Annotated in this window: 17 protein-coding genes; 8 read left to right on the plus strand and 9 right to left on the minus strand. The window is 65.5% G+C overall.

Annotation, left to right across the window (positions count from 1 at the left end):
- Positions 1-62: 62 nt before the first annotated feature.
- From tkt to proS, 6 genes are all read right to left on the minus strand, one after another.
- On the minus strand, positions 63-2,132 hold the full coding sequence (tkt, locus tag ACM61V_RS13580; RefSeq protein ID WP_137787648.1) for a transketolase: 2,070 nt from the start codon (positions 2,130-2,132) through the stop codon (positions 63-65).
- 71 nt (positions 2,133-2,203) lie between these two features.
- A complete protein-coding gene (gene rpiA / locus ACM61V_RS13585; protein ID WP_137787649.1) occupies positions 2,204-2,881 on the minus strand; it encodes a ribose-5-phosphate isomerase RpiA in 678 nt (225 codons plus the stop codon).
- 17 nt (positions 2,882-2,898) lie between these two features.
- Positions 2,899-3,789: a crotonase/enoyl-CoA hydratase family protein gene (locus ACM61V_RS13590; RefSeq protein WP_249341640.1), complete on the minus strand. Its 891-nt coding sequence runs from the start codon at positions 3,787-3,789 to the stop codon at positions 2,899-2,901.
- Positions 3,790-3,889: 100 nt separating this feature from the next.
- Complete coding sequence (locus ACM61V_RS13595; protein WP_137787651.1) at positions 3,890-5,413, minus strand: fumarate hydratase; 1,524 nt, start codon at positions 5,411-5,413, stop codon at positions 3,890-3,892.
- A gap of 16 nt (positions 5,414-5,429) precedes the next feature.
- Positions 5,430-5,852: a hotdog fold thioesterase gene (locus tag ACM61V_RS13600; protein WP_137787652.1), complete on the minus strand. Its 423-nt coding sequence runs from the start codon at positions 5,850-5,852 to the stop codon at positions 5,430-5,432.
- Complete coding sequence (proS, locus tag ACM61V_RS13605; RefSeq protein ID WP_137787653.1) at positions 5,852-7,384, minus strand: proline--tRNA ligase; 1,533 nt, start codon at positions 7,382-7,384, stop codon at positions 5,852-5,854. The genes ACM61V_RS13600 and proS overlap by 1 nt, the downstream gene beginning before the upstream one ends.
- Positions 7,385-7,484: 100 nt before the next feature.
- Between proS and ACM61V_RS13610 the strand changes: the two genes are divergently transcribed.
- Positions 7,485-9,221: a DUF885 domain-containing protein gene (locus tag ACM61V_RS13610; RefSeq protein WP_137787654.1), complete on the plus strand. Its 1,737-nt coding sequence runs from the start codon at positions 7,485-7,487 to the stop codon at positions 9,219-9,221.
- On the opposite strand, the gene mobA is transcribed toward ACM61V_RS13610, so the two are convergent.
- Positions 9,181-9,720 (minus strand): molybdenum cofactor guanylyltransferase, encoded by a 540-nt coding sequence (gene mobA, locus ACM61V_RS13615; RefSeq protein ID WP_137787655.1) that lies wholly within the window; start codon positions 9,718-9,720, stop codon positions 9,181-9,183. The two genes, ACM61V_RS13610 and mobA, sit on opposite strands and share 41 nt — an antisense overlap.
- Positions 9,717-10,505, minus strand: coding sequence for a formate dehydrogenase accessory sulfurtransferase FdhD (fdhD, locus tag ACM61V_RS13620; protein ID WP_419714068.1), 789 nt, complete (start codon positions 10,503-10,505; stop codon positions 9,717-9,719). The genes mobA and fdhD overlap by 4 nt, the downstream gene beginning before the upstream one ends.
- Before the next feature lie 89 nt (positions 10,506-10,594).
- Between fdhD and ACM61V_RS13625 the strand changes: the two genes are divergently transcribed.
- From ACM61V_RS13625 to ACM61V_RS13640, 4 genes are all read left to right on the plus strand, one after another.
- Positions 10,595-11,188, plus strand: a complete 594-nt coding sequence (locus tag ACM61V_RS13625; RefSeq protein WP_137787657.1) for a malonic semialdehyde reductase — start codon at positions 10,595-10,597, stop codon at positions 11,186-11,188.
- Positions 11,189-11,202: 14 nt separating this feature from the next.
- On the plus strand, positions 11,203-11,814 hold the full coding sequence (tsaB, locus tag ACM61V_RS13630) for a tRNA (adenosine(37)-N6)-threonylcarbamoyltransferase complex dimerization subunit type 1 TsaB (RefSeq protein WP_137787658.1): 612 nt from the start codon (positions 11,203-11,205) through the stop codon (positions 11,812-11,814).
- Positions 11,811-12,284 (plus strand): ribosomal protein S18-alanine N-acetyltransferase, encoded by a 474-nt coding sequence (rimI, locus tag ACM61V_RS13635; protein ID WP_137787659.1) that lies wholly within the window; start codon positions 11,811-11,813, stop codon positions 12,282-12,284. Before tsaB ends, rimI begins: the two co-directional genes overlap by 4 nt.
- A 61-nt stretch (positions 12,285-12,345) precedes the next feature.
- Positions 12,346-12,909, plus strand: a complete 564-nt coding sequence (locus ACM61V_RS13640; RefSeq protein WP_137787660.1) for a GNAT family N-acetyltransferase — start codon at positions 12,346-12,348, stop codon at positions 12,907-12,909.
- 7 nt (positions 12,910-12,916) lie between these two features.
- Here ACM61V_RS13640 and ACM61V_RS13645 read toward each other — a convergent pair whose 3' ends face one another.
- Entirely contained in the window at positions 12,917-13,540 is a 624-nt protein-coding gene (locus ACM61V_RS13645; RefSeq protein ID WP_137787661.1) for a trimeric intracellular cation channel family protein, read from the minus strand.
- A gap of 491 nt (positions 13,541-14,031) precedes the next feature.
- Between ACM61V_RS13645 and ACM61V_RS13650 the strand changes: the two genes are divergently transcribed.
- The 3 genes from ACM61V_RS13650 (at position 14,032) to phhA (ending at position 15,782) form a co-directional block, all read left to right on the plus strand.
- The gene (locus ACM61V_RS13650) at positions 14,032-14,340 is read left to right on the plus strand and encodes a glycine zipper 2TM domain-containing protein (protein ID WP_419714069.1); all 309 of its coding nucleotides are present in this window, start codon (positions 14,032-14,034) and stop codon (positions 14,338-14,340) included.
- Between the two features lie 73 nt (positions 14,341-14,413).
- Positions 14,414-14,842, plus strand: coding sequence for an OsmC family protein (locus tag ACM61V_RS13655; protein WP_137787662.1), 429 nt, complete (start codon positions 14,414-14,416; stop codon positions 14,840-14,842).
- 73 nt (positions 14,843-14,915) lie between these two features.
- The gene (gene phhA / locus ACM61V_RS13660) at positions 14,916-15,782 is read left to right on the plus strand and encodes a phenylalanine 4-monooxygenase (protein ID WP_419714070.1); all 867 of its coding nucleotides are present in this window, start codon (positions 14,916-14,918) and stop codon (positions 15,780-15,782) included.
- Positions 15,783-15,811 lie beyond the last annotated feature (29 nt).

Genomic DNA, 15,811 nt, shown 5'->3' on the forward strand with positions numbered 1-15,811 from the left:
TCCGCAAATATACGACCGATATCTGTTTCCGCCCGCTACGGCACAAGGCCGCGGCGGTACGATCAGCCCCGCAACACTTCCTTCGCCACCTTCGCCACATTGGCGATGGTGAACCCGAACTTGTCCTGGAGCTGGGCCGCCGGCGCCGATGCGCCATAGCCGTGCATGGTGACGGTGCGGCCCCGCGCGCCGACATAGCGATCCCAGCCCATTTCCGCGCCCATCTCGACCGCGACACGCGCGGTCACCGCCGCCGGCAGCACGCTTTCCTTATAGGCGGCATCCTGCCGCTCGAAACGGAACCACGACGGCATGGAAACGACGCGGGCGGATATTCCTTCCGCCTTCAGCTGTTCGTACGCACCGATCGCAAGCGAGACTTCGGACCCGCTGGCAATCAGGATAACCTGCGGATCGGCGCTGTCGGCGAGAACATATGCGCCTTTATCCACGCCAGCGGCGCTGGCGTATTTGCCGCGGTCCAGCGTCGGCAGCGCCTGGCGGGAAAGGATCAGCGCTGCGGGATGCTGGCCGTCGCGCACGATTGCGCGCCATGCCTCGGCCACCTCGTTCGCGTCGGCCGGGCGAATCGTGTCGATCCCCGGCGTGGCGCGCATGATCGCGAGCTGCTCGATCGGCTGGTGCGTCGGCCCATCCTCGCCCACGCCGATCGAATCGTGCGTGTAAATCCACGTGCTGCCGATTTCCATCAGCGCGGACAGCCGCACCGGCGGCCGCATGTAATCGAGGAATACGAAAAACGTGCTGCCGTAACCGCGCAGGCCCGACAACGTCATGCCATTCACCACGGCGCCCATGCCGTGTTCACGTACGCCGAAGTGAAAGTTCGCGCCGCCGTAGTTGCTCCCCTCGAACGAGGGCGCGCCCTTGATATCGGTCTTGGTTGAGGGGGCGAGATCGGCCGAGCCGCCGATCAGCCACGGCACGCGCTTCGCGATCGCGTTGAGCACCTTGCCGCCGGCGTCGCGGCTGGCGATCCCCTTCTCGTCGGCGTCGAAGGTCGGGATATCTGCGTCCCAGCCATCGGGCAGCTTGCCCGCGAAGATCAGTTCCAGTTCGCGATAAAGATCCGGCTCGACCTCCTCATATTTCGCGAGCGTCGCCTGCCATTCCTCACGCAAGGGCCGGCCGCGCGCCGTCATCGCCTGCTCGAACGCTTCCTGCACCCCATCGGGGACGTAGAAATCCCTGGCCGGCCAGCCATACGCCTGCTTGGTCTTGGCGACATTCTCCGCGCCCAGCGGCTCGCCATGCGCCTTCTCGCTGCCCGCGCGGGGCGATCCCCAGCCGATCACCGAATGGACGACGATGAAGGTCGGGCGATCGTTGGTGGCGCGGAATGTTTCGAATGCCGCGGTCAGCGCCGGGATGTCGTTGGCGTCGTCCACATGAATGACGTTCCAGCCATATGCCTGGAAACGTTTGCCAACATCCTCGTCAAACGCGAGATCAGTGCCGCCCTCGATCGAGATGTGATTGGAATCGTAGATCCAGCACAGGTTGGACAGCTTCAGATGACCGGCAAGGCTAGCCGCCTCGGCGGAAACGCCCTCCATCATGTCGCCGTCGCCGCACAGCGCGTAAACGTCATGGTCGAAAAGCGTGAAGCCGGGCTTGTTGTAGCGCGCCGCCAGCCAGCGCTCCGCGATCGCCATGCCTACCGAGTTGCCGCATCCCTGGCCCAGCGGACCGGTCGTCGTTTCGACACCGGTGGTGTGACGATATTCGGGGTGGCCGGGCGTTTTTGACCCAAGCTGCCGGAACGCCTCGATATCGGCGAGACTGACGGCGGGCTGGCCGGTCGGCTTGCCGTTCCGATCCAGTTCCCTGACCCCCGCGAGGTGAAGCAACGAATAGAGCAGCATCGATGCATGGCCCACCGACAGCACGAAGCGGTCGCGGTTCGGCCAGTCGGGCGTGGCTGGATCGTAACGCAGGAATTTCGTCCACAGCGCCCAGCCGACCGGCGCCAGCGCCATCGGGGTGCCGGGATGGCCCGAATTGGCCTTCTGCACCGCATCCATCGACAGGGTGCGGATCGTATCGATCGCAAGACGGTCAGGGCTGCCGTCCTCGTGAATGCCGGTGGGTGCGGTGGCGGTGTCGGTCATCAGGAAGCCTCGTTCGGGATCATGGTGGCGAACGCACCGGAGGGGCACGCGGTTGCCGATTCCCCGCCCCCTTAATCGCTCGGCCGGTCGCGTTCCAGCCGCGTAACGATGCCGGCGGCGGCAATATAGGCCGCATCAACCTCATCGAGGAACAATCCGTGCCCCAGAGCGCCCGGTATCGCGGCGATCATCGCGGCAAGCGCGCGCGGATCGGGTATCGCGGGAAAGCGGCAATCGGCGACGATATTGCCGTTATCGGTCTGATACGACGGCCGCACCGCCACGCGCGCGTCCAGTCGCTCGAGCGCGGCTGTCACCGATGCGCGCGCGAACGGCAGCACCTCCACCGGCACCTTGGCCGCGCCGATCGCCGTAACCCGCTTCGATCCGTCCGCGATCACGACCATTCGACGCGAAGCCGCGGCAACCGCCTTTTCGCGCAGCATCGCCCCGCCGGCCCCCTTGATCGCGAACAACCGCGAATCGATTTCATCGGCACCGTCGATCGTGAGATCGAGCGCGGCGATCCGCGCGAAATCGAGCATCGTGATGCCCGCGGCGGCGGCAGCGGCGGCTGTGGCCTGGCTGGTGGCGACCGCCTCCACCCTCAGCCCCATCGCCACGCGCCGCCCCAATGCCGCGATAGCAAAGGCCGCCGTGCTCCCGGTGCCGAGGCCGACGAGCATGCCGTCATCCACCTCCAGCACCGCCGCTTCGGCCGCAAGCCGCTTGTCGTCATCCCTGCTCATGCGGGGATGATAACCGCTCAGCTATATTTCTGCTCCTCCCACCACGGAACGAAGTCCGGCATGTTCGCCGAAACGCGATCGGGATAAACGGGCGAGCGTTTTTCCAGGAAAGAAGCGACGCCCTCCTGCGCATCGCCGGAGCGCCCGCGCGACAGAATCGCGCGGCTATCCACCTTGTGCGCGTCCATCGGGTGCGAAAAGCCAAGCCCTCGCCACAACATCTGCCGCGTCAGGGCGATGGAGACGGGCGCCGTATTGTCGGCGATCTCGCGCGCCAGTTCGGTCGCACGCGCGATCAGCCGATCGCCGGGGATCACTTCCTTGACCAGACCACCCTTCAACGCCTCCGCCGCGTCAAAAACCCGGCCCGAATAACACCATTCTAGCGCCTGGCTGATACCCACCACGCGCGGCAGGAAAAAGCTGGACGCCGCTTCCGGCACGATGCCGCGCCGCGCGAAGACGAAGCCCATCCGCGCACTGTCACTGGCGAGGCGGATGTCCATCGGCAACGTCATCGTCGAACCGACGCCCACCGCCGGGCCGTTGATCGCCGCGATCACCGGCTTCAGGCACTCGAAGATGCGGAGCGTCAGCCGACCGCCGCCATCGCGGGCGCTGTCGCTCGAATAGCGCAGTTCGCCGTTCGGCCCGACCGGCGATTCATCGCCGCGGCTTTCATAATCGAACGTCTTGGCGCCGCCCGACAGGTCCGCCCCGGCGCAGAATGCCCGCCCCTCACCCGTCACGATCAGCGCCCGCACATCGTCGTCCGCATCGACCCGGTCGAACGCGTGGATCATCTCCTGCATCATGCGGCCGGTGAATGCGTTGAGCTTTTCCGGGCGGTTCAGCGTGATCGTCGCGATCCCGTCCTGCGCCGCATAGCGAATCTGTTCGTAATCCAAGCCGCCTCTCCTTTTTCCTGTTTGGCGGCACCATAACATTATTTATGGTGATCGGCGCAAGGGCGCGTCCATCCATGGCCAAAAGGACCGGCGGGGAAGATCACGCCCCGACGAGCAGATGCTCCTTCGCGATCTTCTCTTTCCACACCAGCGGCGCGAGCTGGTGGACGTTGTTGCCCTCCGCATCGACCGCGACGGTGACGGGAAAGTCCTTCACCTCGAATTCGTAGATCGCTTCCATGCCGAGATCCTCGAACCCGACGACCTTCGATCCCTTGATCGCGCGCGCCACCAGATAGGCCGCGCCGCCGACCGCCATCAGATAGGCGCTCTCGTGATCTCGAATTGCCTCGGTCGCCGCCGGGCCGCGCTCCGCCTTGCCGACCATCGCCAGCAACCCCTGCTCCAGCATCATGCGCGTGAACTTGTCCATCCGCGTCGCCGTGGTCGGGCCGGCCGGGCCGACCACTTCCTCGCCGACCGGATCGACCGGCCCGACATAATAAATGACGCGCCCCCTGAACTCGACGGGCAGTTGCTCGCCCTTGTCGAGCATATCCTTGATCCGCTTGTGCGCGGCATCGCGGCCAGTGAGCATCTTGCCGTTCAGCAGCAGCCGGTCGCCCTGCTTCCAGCTCTGAACCACTTCCGGCGTCAGCGTGTCGAGATCGACGCGGATCGCGGCCTTGTCCGGCGTCCAGTTCACGTCCGGCCATTCGTCCAGCTTCGGCGCCTCGAGATAGGCCGGGCCGGAGCCGTCCAGCGTGAAATGCGCGTGGCGGGTCGCGGCGCAATTCGGGATCATCGCCACCGGCTTGCCCGCCGCATGGCACGGCGCGTCCATGATCTTCACGTCGAGGATGGTCGCCAGGCCGCCCAGCCCCTGCGCGCCGATGCCCAGCGCGTTCACCTTGTCGAAAATCTCGATGCGCAACGCCTCGATATCGTTCTTCGGCCCACGCTCCTTCAGCGTCGCCATGTCGATCTGTTCCATCAGCGATTTCTTGGCCAGCAGCACGCAATGTTCCGCCGTGCCGCCGATGCCGATGCCCAGCATCCCCGGCGGGCACCAGCCGGCGCCCATCTGCGGCAGCATCTCGAGCACCCAGTCGACAATCGAATCGCTGGGGTTCATCATCTTGAACTTGGACTTGTTCTCGCTGCCGCCCCCCTTGGCCGCGACGTCGATGTGGACGAGCGAGCCCGGCACCAGTTCGACGTGCAGCACGCTGGGCGTATTGTCCTTCGTGTTGCGGCGCGTGAAGGCCGGATCGGCGAGCACCGAGGCGCGCAACTTGTTCTGCGGGTTAAGATAGGCGAGCCGCACGCCTTCATCGACGACTTCCTGCAGGCTGCGCGAGATGTCGTCCAGCCGACAGTCCATGCCCCATTTCACGAACACGTTGACGATGCCGGTATCCTGGCAGATCGGACGATGCCCCTCGGCGCACATCCGGCTGTTCGTCAGGATCTGCGCAATCGCATCCTTTGCCGCCGGGGATTGCTCCGCCTCATAGGCGGTGCCCAGCGCGCGGATATAGTCCATCGGATGATAGTAGCTGATGAACTGAAGCGCATCGGCGACGCTTTCGATGAGATCGGCGGTGCGGATCGTCGTGGTCATGGCTGATATCCTGTGATTACTGGCGGTCGATCACCGCGGCTGTCATGCGGGAAAGGCAGATGAGCTTGCCGGCATCATCCTCGATGCGGATCGTCCACACCTGGGTCGAGCGACCGAGCATTTCCGCGGTGGCGGTGGCGTGGACATGACCCGACATGGCCGGGCGCAGGTGATTGGCGTTGATCTCCAGCCCGACCGTCACCTTTTCCGGTGGCACCGCCATCGACCCGGCGACCGACGCCAGCGTTTCAGCGAGCACCACCGACGCGCCGCCATGGAGCCGGCCGAACGGCTGATGCGTGCGCGCATCGACCGGCATCCGCGCCCGCATCCAGTCCTCGCCATAATCGGTGAACTCGATCCCGACGAGGCCGGGCAGCGCCTTCGCGCCCAACTCGGTGAGTTGCGCCAGATCGATCGGGTGTGTCCAGATCGCCATCAATATGATCTCCCGATCAGCACCCGCTCGACAGCTGGCTGTCCGCTGAAGATACAGCTCGCGCCATCCGCATCCTGGCCCGTCGGCGCGTTGCGGATCGTCAGTTTCAGCGCCTTCAGACGCTCCACCACCTGATCGAGCGCAGCCCCGGTCGGGCGCGACCAGGCGACGTTCGCCCAGCCGGGCTTGCGCGCGGATTCGGCGAACATCGCCTCAACCCCGGCCCAGTCCTCGACGCGCGCGATATTATCGTGCAGCCGCGCCCTGGCTTCGGCGTGAAGCGCGGCCTGGATTTCCTCCAGCATGCCGGCCGCGTCGCGGGCGAACGCATCGCGGGGGGTGATCCGGCTGTCGAGCTTGCCATCCTCGCGATACAGCGCGTCGCGGCGCAGGACCGAGACATTCCCGCCCGCCACGTCGCGACCGCCGACCTCGATCACCAGGGGCGCACCCTTCTTCACCCAGCCCCAGCGCTTGTTCGCCGCCTTCGCGGGCTTGAGATCGAGCAGCGCGCGCACCGGCTCGCCCAGCGCCGAAAGCTTCGCCAGTTCGCCCTGCAGCGCACGACAATAATCGACAATCGCGGCATCCTCGGGCTGATCGCGCAGCATCGGCACGATCACGACCTGCCACGGCGCGATCTTCGGCGGCACGCGCAGGCCATCATCGTCGCCATGCACCATGATGATGCCGCCGATCATCCGCGTGGAGACGCCCCAGCTCGTCGTATTGGCGAATTCCAGCTCGCCCTCCGCATTCTGGAAGCGGATATTCTGCGCATGCGCGAAATTGGTGCCGAGGAAGTGCGAGGTGCCGGCCTGCAGCGCCTTGCCGTCCTGCATCATCGCTTCGATCGAATACGTCGCCACAGCGCCGGGAAACCGCTCGTTCTCCGGCTTCTCGCCCGCGATCACCGGCAGCGCCAGATCGTCCTCCGCGAAGCTGCGATAGACCTCCAGCATCTTCAGCGTTTCCTCGCGCGCCTCATCGGCGCTGGCATGGGCGGTATGCCCTTCCTGCCAGAGGAACTCGGCGGTGCGCAAAAACATGCGCGTGCGCATTTCCCAGCGCACCACGTTCGCCCACTGGTTGATGAGCACCGGCAAGTCGCGCCACGACTGCACCCAGCGTGCGAATGCGGTGCCGATCACCGTTTCGCTGGTCGGGCGCACGACCAGCGGCTCCTCCAGCTTCGCCTCCGGGTCGGGCATCAACCCGCCCTTTCCGTCCGCGATCAGTCGGTGATGCGTGACGACCGCCATCTCCTTGGCGAAGCCATCGACATGCTCGGCCTCCTTCTCGAAATAGGAAAGCGGGATGAAGAGCGGGAAATAGCAATTCTCGTGGCCGGTCGCCTTGATGCGATCGTCGAGCAGGCGCTGGATGCGTTCCCAGATCCCATATCCCCACGGCCGGATCACCATGCAGCCCCGCACGCCCGATTCCTCGGCCATGTCGGCTTCGGCGATGACGGTTTGATACCATTGCGCGAAATCGGCGTCGCGCGTGACGGAAAGGGCGTGCTTTATCATATCGCGCGCGCTTACCGCGCGAACGGTGCTTCGTCACCTGCGGACTTGCAGGCCGGGTCACCGCTTGAAGGGCGATCGCGCTTCGGCCACGATAGTGGCCATGCACCACGCCTTCATTCCCGCAGCCCTGCTGCTCATCGCCGCCGCGCCCGCCCCCAATGCGACCGACCGGCAGTTCGACCGTATCTGGCAAGACGAGTGGGCATGGCGCGAGAAGGAGGGGATCGCGGAGCGCGCGCCCGGCACGATCGATGCGCATATCGCCGACGATTCGGCCGCCGCCCACGCGCGCCGCCTGAGCCACTGGCAGGCAGTGCTCAAACAGCTCGATGCGGTCGAATCCGGGAAGCTCTCGCCCGACACGCTGACCGACTGGCAGGTCTATCGCGCGCAGATCGCCAGCCAGATCGACGACGAAACCTTCCGCGAATTCGAAAAACCGGTGAACGGCGACAGCGCCTTCTGGTCGGACCTTCCCTCCGCCGCGCGCGCCGATTTCGCCAACGGCGAGCGTGATTACCGCGCCTACCTCTCCTGGCTGGGCGATATCCCGCGCTTCTTCACTCAGGAAACGGACAATATGAAAGCCGGGCTTGCACGCGGCTTCACCCCGCCCGCGATCGTGATGCAGGGCCGCGACAAGGGCGTCGCCGACATCGCCGGCGCGACGGACCCGACCAAGGTCGCCTATTACGAACCGTTCGCCAAGCTGCCCGCGACGATCCCGCAGGCGACGCAGGCCGAACTGCGCGCCGCTGCGCGCAAAGTGATCGCCGAGCAGGTGATTCCGGCGCACCAGAAGCTGCTCGCGTTCCTGCGGACCAGCTATTTTCCCGGGCTTACCAAAGAGCTTGGCGCTGACAAATATCCGAACGGCAAGGCTTACTACCAAAGCCGCATCCGCGTTTACACCACCACGAACATGAGCCCGGAAGAGATTCACAGGTTCGGCCTGGCGGAAGTGGCGAAGATCCGCGCGGAGATGGAGAAGGCGCGGACCGATGCCGGCTTCAGGGGCGATCTGCCCGCTTTCCTGAAATTCGTGCGTGACGATCCGCAATTCCACCCGACCACCGGCGATCAGTTGCTTAAGGAAGCGGCCTGGCATGCCAAGCGCTTCGACGGCATGGCCGCGAAATGGTTTGGCCGGCTGCCGCGCCAGCGCTTCGCGATCGTCGAAGTGCCGCCGGAGGTGGCGCCATATTATACGGCGGGACGCGGCGGACCGGGCGTGTACCTCGTCAACACCTATGACCCGCAATCGCGCTCGCTGCCGCAGCTTCCCGCACTGACGCTGCATGAAAGCGCGCCGGGCCACGCCTTCCAGATGCCACTGGCGGCTGAAAACAAGGCACTCAAGCCATTCCGCCGCAACAGCTACATCTCCGCTTATGGTGAAGGCTGGGCGCTGTACACCGAGCGGCTGGGCGACGAGATGGGCTTCTATCGCACGCCATACGAGCGGTTCGGGATGCTTTCCTACCAGATGTGGCGTGCGGCGCGGCTGGTGGTCGATACCGGCATTCACACCCGGGGATGGACGCGCGAACAGGCGCAGCAATTCCTGCGCGACAATACCGCGCTGCCGGAGCGCGAGATCGTTTCCGAGGTCGATCGCTATATCGGCTGGCCGGGGCAGGCGCTGTCTTACTATCTTGGCGAGCAGGCGATCCTGAAGGCGCGGGCCAAGGCGCAACACGCGCTGGGCGCGAAATTCGATATCCGCAATTTCCACGATACGGTGCTGTCGCTCGGCTCCGTGCCATTGCCGGTGCTGGAAGCACGGATCGATCGCTTCATCGCGGAGGGCGGCCACTCCCCCTATCCGAAGGACTGAGCGCGGCCAGGTCTTCGGGCCGGTTGATATTGGCGATCGGCGGCGCGTCGATCGCGCGCGCGCCGATAATCATGCACCATCTGCGCATGGATCGATTGGGGTCGATGCGCAGATGGCGCTCCAGCGGATCGGCCAGTTCCACGGGCCAGCACCCGATGATAGGCGTCTCCGCGACAAAGCTTGCACCCGCCGACGCGGCAAGCGTCGCCAGCGTTTCCGCCGGCACGAACGGCGTGTCGCACCCGATCGTCACAATTGCCTTGTGCCCGCGCGCAACGGCAAAATGCAGCGCCCCGCAGATCCCGCCCAGCGGCCCCAGCCCGGCCGCCGGGCGATCGGGAACATCTTCCGCGCCGCTCACCACCACCTCCCCCACGAACGGCGCCAGCGTTGCCCGTGCATGATCGGTGAGCGTCATGCCATCCAGCAGCGCGCGCGCCTTGTCGCTGCCGAACCGACGCGATCCGCCCCCTGCGAGCACCACGCCGAGCAATGTCATGGCACCAGTTCCAGCAGCGCATCGGCGCGCGCGAGCACCGTTAGCCGCAAGCCACACGCCCGTGCCCGCTCGACCGCAAGGCTCGTCGGGGCAGAGATGGTGACGAGGTGCGGGCACCCCGCCAGCGCCGCCTTCTCCACAAGTTCGTACGAACAACGCGAGGTGAGCAAGGCGAACCCCCCATCCCAATCGACGTCCGCACGCAGCATGGCACCGATCAGCTTGTCGAACGCGTTGTGCCGGCCGACATCCTCGCGCACCGCGATCAAGCGTCCTGCGGCCGTGCAGCACGCGGCGGCGTGGACCGCCCCGGTCACGCGGTTGAGCGGCTGATGCGCCGACAGATCGGACAGCGCCTGAAATATCGCCTCTGTCGACGCGCGCGAATTTCCAGCCGCCTGCGGCAGGGGGCGGATCGCCTGCTCCAGATTCTCGATGCCGCAGATGCCGCAAGAGGATTCGCCAATGCGATGCCGCGCCCGCTCCGCCACCGCCGCGACGCGATCCGCCACCAGGGTGACGCGCACCAGTTCTCCCTCGCTATGCTCGACATGATCGACATCGAGTATTTGCCCGGCGTGCGTCACCAGCCGTTCGGCAAAGGCAAAGCCCGTCACGAAATCGTCGAGATCCGCAGGGGTCGCCATCATCACGGCATAGCCAATCCCGTTGAACTCGATCGCCACCGGCCGCTCCACCGCGACGGCCCGCGTTGTCGGCTCCGCTACGCCTGAGATCGCGATGCGCGCGAAATCGATACCGATGTGTTCCGCCATTGACCTCATCCTATCCATGCAAGCCCGCGAACGGAAACATTGCGTTCCCCAACCCGGCTATCGACGACGGCGCGCAGCCGACGCTATAGCGATTCGCGATGACAAAACCTCTCGACGATGCTGCGCTCGACCAGCTTTTCCGAACCGCCCGAACATACAATGGCTACACCGACGAGCCCGTATCCGAAGCCGAGCTTCACGCGATCTGGGATCTGATGAAGATGGGGCCGACCTCCGCGAACCAGCTTCCCGCCCGGCTCGTGTGGTGCGTCAGCGACGAGGCGAAGGCAAAGCTGGCCGCCGCCAGCTCGGGGACTAATGGCAAGAAGATACTGCAGGCGCCGGTCAGCGTCGTGATCGGGATGGATCTGGACTTCCACCTGCATCTGCCGGAGCTTTTCCCGCATACTGACGCAAAAGCGTGGTTCGAGGGCAATCTGCCGCTGCGCGAGGCACACGCATTCCGCAATTCATCGCTTCAGGGCGCGTATTTCATCATGGCCGCCCGTGCACTCGGCCTGGATACCGGCCCGATGTCCGGCTTCGACGCCGCGCAGGTGGACGCGGCATTCTTTGCCGACCAGCCGAACGTGCGGACCAACTTCATTTCGACGCTCGGCCATGGCGATCCCGCGACGATCTTCGATCGTCTGCCGCGCCCGGCGTTCGAAAAGTTCAACCGCATCGCCTGAACCTCGGGAATAGCGTGCGCACACTGGTAATCGACACGGCAACCGCCGCCTGCTCGGTCGCGCTGATCGAGGGCGGGCGTGTGCTCGATCGACGCCACGAAACGGTCGGGCGCGGCCATGCCGAGCGGCTGGTGCCGATGATCGCCGAACTCACCGATGGTGGCCGCGCCGGGCACATCCTGGTCGATGTCGGGCCAGGCAGCTTCACGGGAATTCGCGTGGGCATCGCCGCGGCGCGCGGCCTGGCGCTCGGCTGGGGTGCAAGCGTCGCCGGCTATAGCTCGACCGCGCTGATCGCCGCTGCCGCGATCGCTGATGGCATTGCCGCCCCGCTTGCGGTCGTGCTGGAAGGCGGGCACGGTGAGTTGTTCATGCAGGGCTATCTCGCTCCCTTGGCTGCCGATGGCGCGTTGCGGTCTTTACCGCCGATGGAGGCGCTTCACGCGCTGGCCGGTCGCCCTGCGGTCGGTAGCGGAGTGCGCTGGCTCACGCCGCTCGATGCCGGGCTGGCGGCGCACGAGGCGCTCCCCGACGCCGCCCGCGCGATACTCCTCCCCGAGGCATTGACGTCGCTGCCCGCGCGCCCGCTTTACGGACGCGCGCCGGATGCCAAGCTGCCGTCATGAGCACGTCGCTGCGCATGATCGAGCTTTCTGCCGGCGGCGCGCCCGATATCGAGGCGGTCGATACGGTTATGACAGAAGCGTTCGATCCGCGCTTCGGCGAAGCGTGGACACGCAGCCAGTGCCTCGGCATCCTGGCGATGCCCGGGGTCTGGTTGTCGCTGGCGCGCGTCGAAGGAGAAATAGCGGCCTTCGCTTTGTCGCGCGCGATCGTGGACGAAGCGGAGTTGCTGCTGATCGCGGTGCGCCCCTCCTTTCGTCGGCGCGGGATCGGTGCGGCATTGTTGCGCGGCGTGATCGCCGATGCGCGCGAACGCGGCGTCACGCGCCTGCATCTGGAGGTGCGCGCCGGCAACGAGGCCGTCCATCTTTACACCGCGCACGGTTTCGCGAAGGTGGGGGAGCGGCGCGACTATTATCGCGGACGATCCGGCAGCGCATTCGACGCGCACAGCTACGCCCTTTCGCTGTGACGCCGTTGTTTCGCGCGGCGGGTGCAGATAGGCCGGCTGGGAAACAAGAGGGAGCTAATCGTTGATCGCCATCCGGCCCGCCCGATCCGAAGACGCCGCCGCCATCGCGGCGATCTATGCGCCATATGTGCTATCGGGCACGGTTTCGTTCGAAACCGAAGCGCCCGATGCGCGCGCGATCCGCACACGGATGGCCTCATCCGGCGGTCTCTATCCCTGGCTCGTCGCGACCTCAGGAAACGGCGAGGACTCCGGGGTAGTCGCTTATGCCTATGCGACGCGCTTCCGTGATCGCCCCGCCTATCGCTACGTCGTTGAAACCTCGATCTACGTATCCGGTTCATTGTCTGGCCAAGGCGTCGGGCGGCTGCTGTACGAGGCACTGATCGATACGCTTCGCGCACAAGGCTTCACCCAGGCTATCGGGGTGCTTTCGCTGCCCAACGACGCCTCGATATCGCTTCACGAAGCGGTAGGTTTCCGCCGCGCCGGGGTGTATCGCGAGATCGGCTACAAGCAGGGCCGCTGGATCGACGTCGGTTTCTGGCAGTGCGAACTGAACGACAGCACCGTCCCGCCGGTAGAGCCGCGCCCGTTCTCCGAAACCGGCGTCGTGCGCGCGTGACGTTCGCTCAGCGCCTGCCGCGATAGGCGGGAAGCGCGAGGCGGAACCGCATCGCGGCGGCGCGCAGGGCGAAGCCGGCCAGCACCGCGATCAGCGCCGCGCCGATCATCGGCAAGCCCAGCAGCGTGAGGACAACGAACAGCGCCGCCGCCAGCGCGGCCGCCGTCACGTAAAGCTCCGGCCGCATGATGATCGACGGTTCGCCCGCCAGAACATCGCGGATCACGCCGCCGACGCACGCCGTCACCACCCCCATCAGCGCAGCAGGGAGCGGCGGCACGCCGAAACGTAGCGCCTTGGCCGCGCCATAGACCGCATAAGCCGCCAGCCCCACCGCATCGAACCAGTCGAGCGCGGCGCCACGCCACCATTTCTCCGGTGTCGCCCAGATCACCAGCGCCACCGTGAGGCAGACGGCCGGGGCGCGGCTGTCATGCACCCAGAATACCGGGGCGCCGATCAGCAGATCGCGCACCGTTCCCCCGCCGACGCCGGTAATCAGCGCGAAGAAGGCGAGCGTCACCATCGTCTGCGCGCGCCGTGCCGCCGCCAGCGCACCCGAGGCCGCGAACACCGCCAGCCCGGCAAGATCGAACCATGGTGCGAACGTGGGAAGAAGATCGGGCGTCATCAGCGCTAGCTAACGCCGGCGTGAACGCCGGTCAGCCGAAATCTCGCGATCCAGCGCAACAGCCAGCACGAGGACTGCGTCGTGACGACACCGGGCGGCGCGGCATTCGAACAGCGCCCGCAAAGCAAGCGGGAAGACCGCACCCGCCTTTATCTTCGCTAATCGGCCCTCATCGCCGGGCCTGTGGACAAGTTATTCATCCGCCAGCCCAGCCGGGGGACTCGCCATGGGTCACGCGCTGCGCTTTTCCGCGCGTTCAAGCTGCTGATCCGCCACGGGATATTCTTCCGCTCCGCCTCATCGTTCGTCTTGCACGATGCCGGCACAAAACCTGGCCAGCCCAAGATCGGGCTGCGCCGCCTGCCCTGTGCGTAACGTGGATATCGTGGATTATTCCTAACCCTGAACAGCCGGTTGCCGCAGGTTAAGACGATGCATTCCATGATCTGAACATTGTCTTTTCGTGACCATCAAACAACGGGAGTAACGATGTGCGTAAACTGATGCTGGCGGTGGGTGCCACCGCGATGGTCGTTCCGACGCTGATCGCGACGACGCATGAAGCCGAGGCGCGCGGTCGCCATGAATATCGCGAATGGCGCGGACATGACGGCCGCATGCGCTGTCGCAGGCCGGACGGCACGACCGGGCTCGTCGTAGGTGGCGTCGCCGGTGCGCTCGTCGGTCGCACGATCGACACGCGTGGCGACCGCACGCTCGGCACGCTGGGCGGCGCTGCGCTGGGCGCACTGGCTGGTCGGGCGATAGAGCGCGGATCGGGCAGCCGCGGCTGTCGCTGATAAATTTACGCGGGCGCGGCGCTTTTTCGCGTCGCGCCCGTTGTAGCGGCGAAACAGGCACGAGGAATATGCAATGCCCACTCACAGCGGTTCCGCACGGTACGAAGGCTTCGGGAAGGACGGAGAGGGCTTCGTCTCGACCCAGTCCGGCGCGCTGGCCGACAATCCTTATGGTTTCGCCACCCGGTTCGAGGACGAGCCCGGCACGAACCCGGAAGAGCTGATCGCCGCCGCCCATGCAAGCTGCTTCACGATGGCGCTTAGCTTTGCGCTCGCCCGCGCGGGCCATACGCGCGGCACGCTCGACACCACGGCAAAGGTGACGCTCGACAAGGACGGCGACGGCTTCAAGATCAGCAAATCGGCGCTCGAGCTGCGCGCGAACGTGCCCGGCATATCATCGGACGAGTTTACGCGGATCGCCAACGAAGCGAAGGCGGGCTGCCCGGTTTCAAAGCTGATGAACGCGGAGATTTCGCTGACGCACAGCCTGGCGGAATGATGGGCGCCTGCCCATAAACTGATTTCATCTGTTACTATCTTGGCAGCCGGTCGCGCCGTGCTATGGTGATTGCATGGCCGACGCGACCCTCCAGAGCCCTCTCCCCGGTGCCGCCGACGATTGGACGGTGCCGCAGAACTGGGCGCATTACACGCCCGAGGACCATGCGACCTGGGACATATTGTTCGCGCGGCAGGCGAAGCTGTTGCCGGGGCGCGCATCCACCGCATATCTGCGTGGGCTGGACATACTCAGGCTGTCCCGCCCCGGCATCCCGGATTTTGAGGAACTGTCCGAGCGGCTGATGAAGCTGACCGGGTGGCAGGTCGTGGCGGTGCCGGGGCTGGTGCCGGATGATGTGTTCTTCGATCATATGGCCAATCGCCGGTTCGTCGCGGGTAATTTCATCCGTCGGCCGGATCAGCTTGACTATCTTCAGGAGCCGGACGTTTTTCATGACGTGTTCGGCCATGTGCCGATGCTCGCCGATCCGGTATTTGCCGATTACCTGGTCGCTTACGGCAAGGGCGGCCAGCGCGCGCTCGGGCTGCATTCGCTGCAATATCTCGCGCGCCTCTATTGGTATACGGTCGAGTTCGGGCTGATCGCGGAGCCGGAGGGGCTGCGTATCTATGGCGCGGGGATCGTCTCAAGCTCCGCCGAAAGCAGGTTCGCGCTCGATGATCCCTCCCCAAACCGGATCGCCTTCGATCTCACCCGCGTGATGCGCACCGACTATCGGATCGACGATTTTCAGCAGAACTACTTCGTCATTCCGAGTTTCGACGAGCTGCTGAAGGTGACGGTCGAAACCGATTTCGCGCCGCTCTACGAAGCGATCAGGGGGCAGCCGGACATTCCTGTCGCGACGCTCGTGCCGCAGGACGAGGTGCTCACCCGCGGCACCCAGGCCTATGCGCAGGGCAAGGCCCGTCATTGACAATGAGGTAAACGACGACAGACTGGCGC

Origin of the sequence: Sphingomonas sp. TX0543 (genome assembly GCF_048565505.1) — a bacterium.
Lineage (GTDB): Bacteria > Pseudomonadota > Alphaproteobacteria > Sphingomonadales > Sphingomonadaceae > Sphingomonas.

Bases quoted from the DNA above. Each gene is read 5' to 3' on its own strand.
- tkt (WP_137787648.1), bottom strand. From the start codon at position 2,132: ATGACCGACACCGCCACCGCACCCACCGGCATTCACGAGGACGGCAGC.
- rpiA (WP_137787649.1), bottom strand. From the start codon at position 2,881: ATGAGCAGGGATGACGACAAGCGGCTTGCGGCCGAAGCGGCGGTGCTG.
- ACM61V_RS13595 (WP_137787651.1), bottom strand. From the start codon at position 5,413: ATGACCACGACGATCCGCACCGCCGATCTCATCGAAAGCGTCGCCGAT.
- ACM61V_RS13600 (WP_137787652.1), bottom strand. From the start codon at position 5,852: ATGGCGATCTGGACACACCCGATCGATCTGGCGCAACTCACCGAGTTG.
- proS (WP_137787653.1), bottom strand. From the start codon at position 7,384: ATGATAAAGCACGCCCTTTCCGTCACGCGCGACGCCGATTTCGCGCAA.
- ACM61V_RS13610 (WP_137787654.1), top strand. From the start codon at position 7,485: ATGCACCACGCCTTCATTCCCGCAGCCCTGCTGCTCATCGCCGCCGCG.
- mobA (WP_137787655.1), bottom strand. From the start codon at position 9,720: ATGACATTGCTCGGCGTGGTGCTCGCAGGGGGCGGATCGCGTCGGTTC.
- fdhD (WP_419714068.1), bottom strand. From the start codon at position 10,505: ATGAGGTCAATGGCGGAACACATCGGTATCGATTTCGCGCGCATCGCG.
- ACM61V_RS13625 (WP_137787657.1), top strand. From the start codon at position 10,595: ATGACAAAACCTCTCGACGATGCTGCGCTCGACCAGCTTTTCCGAACC.
- rimI (WP_137787659.1), top strand. From the start codon at position 11,811: ATGAGCACGTCGCTGCGCATGATCGAGCTTTCTGCCGGCGGCGCGCCC.
- ACM61V_RS13645 (WP_137787661.1), bottom strand. From the start codon at position 13,540: ATGACGCCCGATCTTCTTCCCACGTTCGCACCATGGTTCGATCTTGCC.
- ACM61V_RS13655 (WP_137787662.1), top strand. From the start codon at position 14,414: ATGCCCACTCACAGCGGTTCCGCACGGTACGAAGGCTTCGGGAAGGAC.
- phhA (WP_419714070.1), top strand. From the start codon at position 14,916: ATGGCCGACGCGACCCTCCAGAGCCCTCTCCCCGGTGCCGCCGACGAT.